This is a genomic window from Microbacterium sp. LMI12-1-1.1 (assembly GCF_040676455.1).
In the GTDB taxonomy this organism is placed as follows: Bacteria; Actinomycetota; Actinomycetes; order Actinomycetales; family Microbacteriaceae; genus Microbacterium.
The window spans coordinates 847,970-855,212 of record NZ_JBEGIA010000015.1; the positions used below are offsets into that span (position 1 = coordinate 847,970).

The 7,243-nt window shown below is 71.5% G+C and carries 7 protein-coding genes and 1 rRNA gene; 1 reads left to right on the forward strand and 7 read right to left on the reverse strand.

Going from position 1 to position 7,243, the window contains the following annotated elements; genetic code table 11:
• Nucleotides 1–6: 6 nt before the first annotated feature.
• From recN to MRBLMI12_RS18090, 6 genes are all read right to left on the reverse strand, one after another.
• A complete protein-coding gene (gene recN, locus MRBLMI12_RS18065) occupies nt 7–1,698 on the reverse strand; it encodes a DNA repair protein RecN (RefSeq protein ID WP_363357616.1) in 1,692 nt (563 codons plus the stop codon).
• Nucleotides 1,695–2,684 carry an NAD kinase gene (locus MRBLMI12_RS18070; protein ID WP_363357617.1) on the reverse strand — a complete coding sequence of 330 codons (990 nt, stop codon included), beginning with the start codon at nt 2,682–2,684 and terminating at the stop codon, nt 1,695–1,697. Before MRBLMI12_RS18070 ends, recN begins: the two co-directional genes overlap by 4 nt.
• Nucleotides 2,681–3,481 carry a TlyA family RNA methyltransferase gene (locus MRBLMI12_RS18075; protein ID WP_363357618.1) on the reverse strand — a complete coding sequence of 267 codons (801 nt, stop codon included), beginning with the start codon at nt 3,479–3,481 and terminating at the stop codon, nt 2,681–2,683. The genes MRBLMI12_RS18070 and MRBLMI12_RS18075 overlap by 4 nt, the downstream gene beginning before the upstream one ends.
• The gene (locus MRBLMI12_RS18080) at nt 3,478–3,636 is read right to left on the reverse strand and encodes a hypothetical protein (RefSeq protein WP_349427864.1); all 159 of its coding nucleotides are present in this window, start codon (nt 3,634–3,636) and stop codon (nt 3,478–3,480) included. The genes MRBLMI12_RS18075 and MRBLMI12_RS18080 overlap by 4 nt, the downstream gene beginning before the upstream one ends.
• Nucleotides 3,637–3,698: 62 nt before the next feature.
• Complete coding sequence (locus MRBLMI12_RS18085) at nt 3,699–4,736, reverse strand: HAD-IIA family hydrolase (protein ID WP_363357620.1); 1,038 nt, start codon at nt 4,734–4,736, stop codon at nt 3,699–3,701.
• On the reverse strand, nt 4,736–5,734 hold the full coding sequence (locus tag MRBLMI12_RS18090) for a hypothetical protein (protein WP_363357621.1): 999 nt from the start codon (nt 5,732–5,734) through the stop codon (nt 4,736–4,738). Before MRBLMI12_RS18090 ends, MRBLMI12_RS18085 begins: the two co-directional genes overlap by 1 nt.
• 6 nt (nt 5,735–5,740) lie before the next feature.
• Between MRBLMI12_RS18090 and MRBLMI12_RS18095 the strand changes: the two genes are divergently transcribed.
• Nucleotides 5,741–7,120 (forward strand): hypothetical protein, encoded by a 1,380-nt coding sequence (locus tag MRBLMI12_RS18095; protein ID WP_363357622.1) that lies wholly within the window; start codon nt 5,741–5,743, stop codon nt 7,118–7,120.
• 45 nt (nt 7,121–7,165) lie between these two features.
• Here MRBLMI12_RS18095 and rrf read toward each other — a convergent pair.
• A 5S ribosomal RNA gene (rrf, locus tag MRBLMI12_RS18100) occupies nt 7,166–7,243 on the reverse strand; the annotation flags it as partial.

The following is a 7,243-nucleotide window of genomic DNA, read 5'->3' on the forward strand; positions in this document are numbered from 1 at the left end:
CGGATCTCAGTCGACTTCGGTGCGCAAGCTCAGCAACTCGCGCGCATGGGTCAGGGCGGCATCCGAGTCGGGCATGCCCGACAGAAGGCGGGCCATCTCGGCCTCGCGGTCGGCTCCTTCCAGGCGACGGACATCGGATGCCGTCACCGAGCCGTCGTTCGCCTTCACGACGGTCAGATGGTTGGCGGCGAACGCCGCGACCTGTGCGAGGTGGGTGACCGCGATCACCTGCGAGGACTCCGACAGGCGGGCCAGACGTCGGCCCACCTCGATCGCGGCGGCGCCGCCGATGCCGGCATCCACCTCGTCGAAGACGAACGTCGGCACCGGGTCGACAGCGGCGATCACGACCTCGATGGCGAGCATGACGCGGCTCAGCTCTCCGCCGCTCGCACCGCGCGAGACCGCGCGCGGCTCGGCACCCGGGTGCGGGGCCAGCAGGATCGAGACATCGTCGCGCCCCGACGCCGTCTCAGCGCCGGCGGTGACCGCGACCTCGAGGCGGGCATCGGGCATCGCGAGGGCACGCAGCTCGGCCGTGACGGCGGAACCCAGACGCGTCGCCGCCTCGGTCCTCGCGGCGGTGAGCACGGCGGCGGTCTCGTCGAGAGCGGCGGCCGCGGCATCCCGCTCCTCGGTCAGCCGTTCGATCCGATCGGAGTCGTCGTCCAGCTCCGCCAGGCGCGAGGAGCCGGTGTCGAGCAGCTCGATCGCGGCGTCGAGCGTGCCGTGCGCGCGGACCAGCCCCGCCAGCACCGCGCGACGCTCCTCGACGGCGGCGAGCTCGTGCGGGCCGGACTCGTCGAGGTCGGCGAGATAGCCGGCGAGTGCGGCGGCGACGTCGGCGACGCGATAGCCGAGGTCGGCCAGCTGACCCGCGAGCTCTTCGAGCACCGGATCGTGCACGCGCTCGAGAACGCGGCGGGACTCGGCCAGCAGCGTGGCGGCGTCGGGCTCGTCGCCCTCGCCCGAGAGGCCGTCGTGCGCGGTCGCGGCGGCGACCCGCAGCTCTTCGGCGTTCGCCAGCCGCTCGGCGCGCGCGGCGAGCTCGGTGTCCTCACCCGGCTGCGGGGCCGCCTGCTCTATCTCGGCCAGCTGCGCCCGCAGGTCCTGGGCCTCACGGGCACGCGCATCGCGATCGTCGGTGAGCTGCGACAGCTCGCGATCGATCGCGCGCCAGTGCTCGAACGCCCGCCGGTACCTGTCTCGCGCGGTGTGGACCGCCTCGCCGCCGAACCTGTCGAGCGCGTCGCGCTGCGCCGACGCCGAACGCAGGCGCAGCTGGTCGGACTGCCCGTGCACCACCACGAGCTCGTCGGCGAGGTCGGCGAGCACCCCGGCCGGCGCCGCGCGTCCGCCGACGGAGGCCCGGCCGCGCCCCTCGCTCGAGATCGAGCGGCCGATGTAGAGCTCGGCGCGGCCGCCGCCGATGGGCTCGACGTCGCCGCCCGCCTCGCGCACGCGCGCGGCGACCGGTCCGTCCTCGGGCACGATCCACACGCCGTCGACCGTGGCCTGCGAGGCGCCGGCACGCACGGCGCCGGAGTCGGCCCGCTGGCCGAGCAGCAGACCCAGGCCGGTGACGACCATCGTCTTGCCCGCGCCGGTCTCCCCCGTGATCGCGGTGAAGCCGGCGCCGATGGGCAGCGTCGCCTCGGCGATCACGCCGAGGTCGCGCAGGCGCATCTCCTCGATCACGGTGCGACCTCGGATGAGACGGGCAGGACGCCGGTGATCGCGGCCGGGCCGCGCCAGCCCTCGACCGGAAGGCGGAACTTGCGTACGAGGCGATCCGTGAACTGCGCGGGATGCAGGCGCGCCAGGCGCACCGGACGCTCCGAGCGACGCACGACGACGCGGGCGCCGGGCGGCAGGTCGTGCGACCGCCGGCCGTCGCACCACAGGATGCCCGTGCCGTTCGTGCGCTCGAGCACCTCGATCGCCACCGAGTGCTCCGGTCCCACCACGAGCGGCTTGGCGAAGAGCGCATGCGCCGACAGCGGCACCACGGCGATCGCCTCGACGGTCGGCCATATGACCGGACCGCCCGCGGAGAAGTTGTAGGCGGTCGACCCGGTGGGCGTCGACACGACCATGCCGTCGCAGCCGAACGTCGACAGTGGACGCCCGTCGATCTCGACCACGACCTCGAGCATGCGCTCGCGGCTGGCCTTCTCGACCGTCGCCTCGTTGAGCGCCCACGTCTCGTAGATCACGGAGTCGACAGTGTCCTTCACCCGCACCTGCAGCGCCATGCGCTCCTCGACCTCGTACTCGCGGGCGATGACACGGCGGACGGCTTCGTCCATGTCGTCGCGCTCGGTCTCGGCGAGGAAGCCGACGTGGCCCATGTTGATGCCGAGCACGGGCGCGCGTCCGTCTCGCACCAGCTCCGCGGCGCGGAGGATGGTGCCGTCACCACCCAGCACGATCGCGAGTTCCACCTCACCGACCGGCACGTCGCGTCCCAGCAGCGCCACATCGCCGAGCGTGGAACCGGCAGCCAGCAGCTCCTCCGCGTCGTCGGGCGCGAACACCGGCCGCGCGCCCGCCGCGCGCAGTGCGTCGACGACCCGCTCGGCGGCGGTGACCGTCTCGGCACGATGCGCGTGCGCCACCACCAGGATGCTGCGCTCGGTCTGCGTGTGAGCCTGCGTGTCGTGCGGTGCGTCGGCGTTGTTCATCGGCTCCCCGCCAGTCGGTTCACGGTGCTCAACCATTCTGTCGGATTGCTCCCCCGGCCCGGCGCGAGGTGGGCGATGAACTCGGAATTGCCGTGCGTGCCCGCGATCGGGGAGGAGACGATGCCGCACGTGCCGAGTCCCGTGTCCCACGCCGACCAGAGCACTCGCGCGACGGCGTCGGCGCGCAGCACCGGGTTGGTGACGAGGCCGCCCTTCACCGCGGTGCGCCCCACCTCGAACTGAGGTTTCACGAGGAGCACCAGATCGGCATCGGATGCCGCCACAGCCGTCGCCGCCGGCAGCACGTGGGACAGCGAGATGAACGACAGGTCGCCGGTGATGACCGACGGTGCCGCCGCCACGCCGCTCGCCTCGGCGAGCGATTCCGGAGTCATGTAGCGGACGTTGAATCCTTCGATCGAGACGACGCCGGGGTCGCCGGCGACGGACGCGGCGAGCTGCCCGTGTCCGACATCCACCGCGATCACGGGCTCGGCGCCGCGTTCGCGGAGCACCTGGGTGAACCCGCCGGTGGAAGCGCCCATGTCCAGCGCCATGCGGCCGCGGACGTCGACGTCGAACGCGTCGAGTCCAGCGATCAGCTTGTGCGCCGCGCGGCTGACGTAGTGATCGGCGCCGGCGACCTCGATCCGGCTGTCGTCGCCCACCGGCGTCGAGGGCTTCACCACGGGGCGGCCGTCGACGGTGACGAGGCCTTCCGAGATGAGCGTTGCGGCGTGGGTGCGCGAGCGCGCAAGACCGCGGGCGGCGAGGGCGGCGTCGAGCCGGCCCGTCATGACGGGGAGCCGGGCGTCGCCTCGAGGCGACGGGCGAGCGTGTCGTGCAGCGTGTCGTACGCGTCGGCACGCGTGGCCAGGGGCTGCGCCTCGATCACCTCGAGGGTCGACAGGAGGTCGCCGGTCTCGTCGTCATGCTGGCTGGCCTGATCCATGCCCCCCAGACTACGGGGGCGCCGCGACAGTCGACCGGATTCGACGCGGCCGTGACCGGTGGTCAGGGCCGGTGGAACGGGTCGGCGTACAGCCGCTCGGGCACGCGGAAGCCGAAGATCGCACGACCGGTCGACCAGATGGCAGCGGCGCCCGCTCGCACCAGGTCGATCGCGCGGTCCCCCTCGCTCAGGATGCGGATGTCGGCACCGTCGATCGCGACGCGCGCGTCGCGCACGGTGGCGACGCCGTCTTTCACCTGCACCTCGGGGTACGGCTCATGAAGTTCGCGAAGATCGCCGAGGATGTAGGTCGGCCGCGAACTCTCCGGCGCCGCCAGCACGTGCTTGGGCCTGTCCACACCCGTCAGCACGAGCGCCGACGCGATGCCCGCACGATTCGCGCCGAGGATGTCGGTGTCCAGGCGGTCGCCCAGGAACAGCGGATGCCGCGCCTCGAACCGCGCCACAGCCTCCTGGAAGATGGGCGTCTCGGGCTTGCCGGCCACGGTGGCGAGCCGGCCCACCGCCGTGTGCACCGCGGACACGAGCGTGCCGTTGCCGGGAGCGATGCCGCGTGACTGCGGGATCGTCCAGTCGGTGTTGGTGGCGACCCAGGGGATCCCGCCCTCCTCCTCGGGAGTCTTCAGGGCGAACGCCGCTTCGGCGAGCTGTGTCCACCCGACCTCGGGGGCGAACCCCTGCACGACGGCCGCCGGGGCGTCGTCGGCGCTCCGTGTCACGACGAAGCCGGCCTTCTCGACCTCGACCACGAGACCATCTCCGCCCACGACGAGCACGGTCGATCCGGGCGCGATCCTCTCTGCGAGCAATCGCATCGCGGCCTGCGGGCTGGTGACGACATCCCGCGGGGCGGTCTGCAGACCGAGCTCGCTCAGGTGCGCCGCCACCGACGCGTCGGTGCGCGCCGCGTTGTTCGTGATGTAGGCCAGGGACCGGCCGTCCCGGGCGCGATTCAGACTCTCGACCGCGTACGGCAGCGCTCCCGCGCCGGCGTACACGACTCCGTCGAGATCGGCGAGCACGACGTCGACACCGTCGAGCGGGGCGGGCATCGCCGCCCGCCTCCCGAAGAGCGCCATCAGCGCTCGGCCTCGTCGGTGTCTGCGTCCGCCTCCGCATCCGTGCTTGCGTCGGCTTCGTGCCGCGGCTCGTCGACGCCGGCCTCCTCGAGGATCTCGGCGACCTCGTCGGCGACCGAGAGCTCCTCCGCAGGGCTCAGCTCGGGCTCGGACTCAGACACGGGTTCGGCAGGGACCTCTGACTCGAGTTCGTCTTCGGCCTCGGGTTCGCGCTCGTCGTCGGATTCGTCGAGAGCGTCGACCTCGTCGGACGTCTCATCGTCGGCCTCGTCTTCGGCGTCATCGAGATCCTCGTCCTCGTCGAACGACTCGTCCTCGGCCCCGTCTTCCGCGTCATCGAGATCCTCGTCCTCGTCGAACGACTCGTCCTCGGCCCCGTCTTCCGCGTCATCGAGATCCTCGTCCTCGTCGAACGACTCGTCCTCGTCGTCCTCCTCGAGGACTTCCTCGACGAGCACCGTCTCGAGATCGCCGAGACCGGTCGCCGCATCGATCGCCTCTCCGGCGACGACGGCACGACGGTGCCACTGCGCGGCCTCGTCAGCGCGACCGAGCTCTTCGAGCACCGCGGCTCGCGCGGCGAACAGGCCCGGGCTCCATTCGAAGGCGCGATCGGGGTCGAGTTCGGGGATGTCGAGCTCCTGGAGAGCGCGCTCGGGCTCGCCGAGATCGAGACGAGCGCCTGACATCGCGATAGCCAGCTCCACGCGGACGGGAGTGTCCAGCGTGGCGCGGTCGACGGAGCGGCCCACCTCGAGGGCACGATCGGCGCGCCCGACGCCGCGCTCGCTGTCGACCATGAGTGCGATCTGGTCGTCGCGGCCGGAGATGCGCCGGTAGGTGCGCAGCTCGCGCAGAGCGAGGGCGAAGTCGCCGGTCGCGTAGGCGGTGATCGCGAGGGTCTCGCGGACGACCGCGATGCGCCCGGCCCGGCGGGATGCCGACAGCGCATGCTGGTGCGCCAGCGCGGGATCCTCGTCGATGAGCTCCGATGCCATCGCAAGGTGGCGCGCGACTTCGTCGGCGTTCTCCTTGCTCAGCGTCTTCAGCTCGTTGCGCGCCGCCGGCGGCAGGTCGCGCGCGGTGACGTCATCGGGGATGAACGGGTCGTCGTGCCGCGGACGGACCGGTCGGATCTCACCCTCGCGGACCTCGCGATCGGGGCGGTTCGCCCCGCCGCGGGTCGGGCGCGCGCTCCGCTCGTACGGCTTGCGGTCCCCGCCATCGCGGGGCGTGTAGGAACGCTCACCGTCACGGGGAGCGTAGGGGCGGTCACCGTCGCGCTTCTGGTACGGCTTACGGTCTCCCCCGTCGCGGGGCGTGTAGGGGCGGTCGCCGTCGCGCTTCTGGTAGGGCTTGCGGTCGCCGCCATCGCGCGGGGTGTAGGAACGCTCACCGTCACGGGGGGCATAGGGGCGGTCACCGTCGCGCTTCTGGTACGGCTTACGGTCTCCCCCGTCGCGGGGTGTGTAGGGGCGGTCACCGTCGCGCTTCTGGTAGGGCTTACGGTCGCCATCTCGAGGCGCGTACGGACGGTCGCCATCACGCTTCTGATAAGGCTTGCGGTCACCACCATCACGCGGGGTGTAAGAACGCTCACCGTCACGAGGTGCATAGGGGCGGTCGCCGTCGCGCTTCTGATAAGGCTTGCGGTCACCACCATCACGCGGGGTGTAAGAACGCTCGCCATCCCGAGGTGCATAGGGACGGTCACCGTCGCGCCTCTGATACGGCTTACGGTCGCCATCGCGGGGAGCGTAGGGGCGGTCCCCCTCGCGCTTCTGGTAGGGCTTGCGGTCCCCGGCATCACGCGGCGCGTACGAACGCGCGCCGTCACGGGGAGCGTACGGGCGGTCGCCGTCACGCTTCTGGTACGGCTTACGGTCGCCATCGCGAGTTGCGTAGGGACGGTCGCCGTCACGCTTCTGGTAGGGCTTCCGGTCCCCATCGCGAGCTGCGTAGGGACGGTCGCCGTCACGCTTCTGATACGGCTTCCGGTCCCCATCACGACCTGCGTAGGGACGGTCGCCGTCACGCTTCTGATACGGCTTCCGGTCCCCATCACGACCTGCGTAGGGACGGTCGCCGTCACGCTTCTGATACGGCTTCCGGTCCCCATCGCGAGCTGCGGACGGGCGATCACCCTCGCGCTTCTGATACGGCTTACGGTCCCCATCGCGAGCTGCGGACGGGCGATCACCCTCGCGCTTCTGGTACGGCTTACGGTCGCCGTCTCGTTTCTGGTACGGCTTGCGGTCGGCTCGTGCCGGCGACTGCTTCCCGTCGGATCGTTCGCTCGGCGCGCGTCTGTCGTCGCGCGGCTCCTGCTCTGCCATTCTTCGATCCTCCTGGATGCGGTCTGCGTCGGCAATCCACCCTGTTAACGCGCAATGGCCACCCCATCAGGGGTGGCCATTGCGTGAATGGGTGTCCGGCGGTGTCCTACTCTCCCACAGGGTCCCCCCTGCAGTACCATCGGCGCTGAGAGGCTTAGCTTCCGGGTTCGG